Annotated in this window: 1 protein-coding gene; it reads left to right on the forward strand. The window is 56.2% G+C overall.

The window, feature by feature from the left end:
• Nucleotides 1-365 (forward strand): Tn3 family transposase (locus KP705_RS19430; protein WP_215765497.1); only part of this gene is annotated, 365 nt, incomplete at both ends.

Genomic DNA, 365 nt, shown 5'->3' on the forward strand with positions numbered 1-365 from the left:
CTGCATGACTGGCATATCAGAGAGGCCGGATACGACGAAGCCCTTGGCCGTATGGTTGCAGCCCATAGTGGGCTGCCCATGGCGTCACTCTGGGGAGACGGCACATCGTCCTCAAGTGATGGTCAATTGTTTCATGCAGGTGGCAGAGGCGCTGCGATCAGCGATATCAATGCGCGCAATGGCAGTGAACCGGGCGTCAGTTTCTACACCCACATCTCCGATCAGTATGATCCGTTTTCGACCCGGGTGATTGCGGCGACGGCCGGTGAAGCACCCTATGTTCTGGATGGGCTGCTGTATCATGCCAACGGGCTTTCCATTGAAGAGCATTATACCGACACGGGTGGGGCATCGGATCATGTTTT

The sequence above is a fragment of the Gluconobacter sp. P1D12_c genome (genome assembly GCF_018812105.1).
In the GTDB taxonomy this organism is placed as follows: domain Bacteria; phylum Pseudomonadota; class Alphaproteobacteria; order Acetobacterales; family Acetobacteraceae; genus Gluconobacter; species Gluconobacter oxydans_A.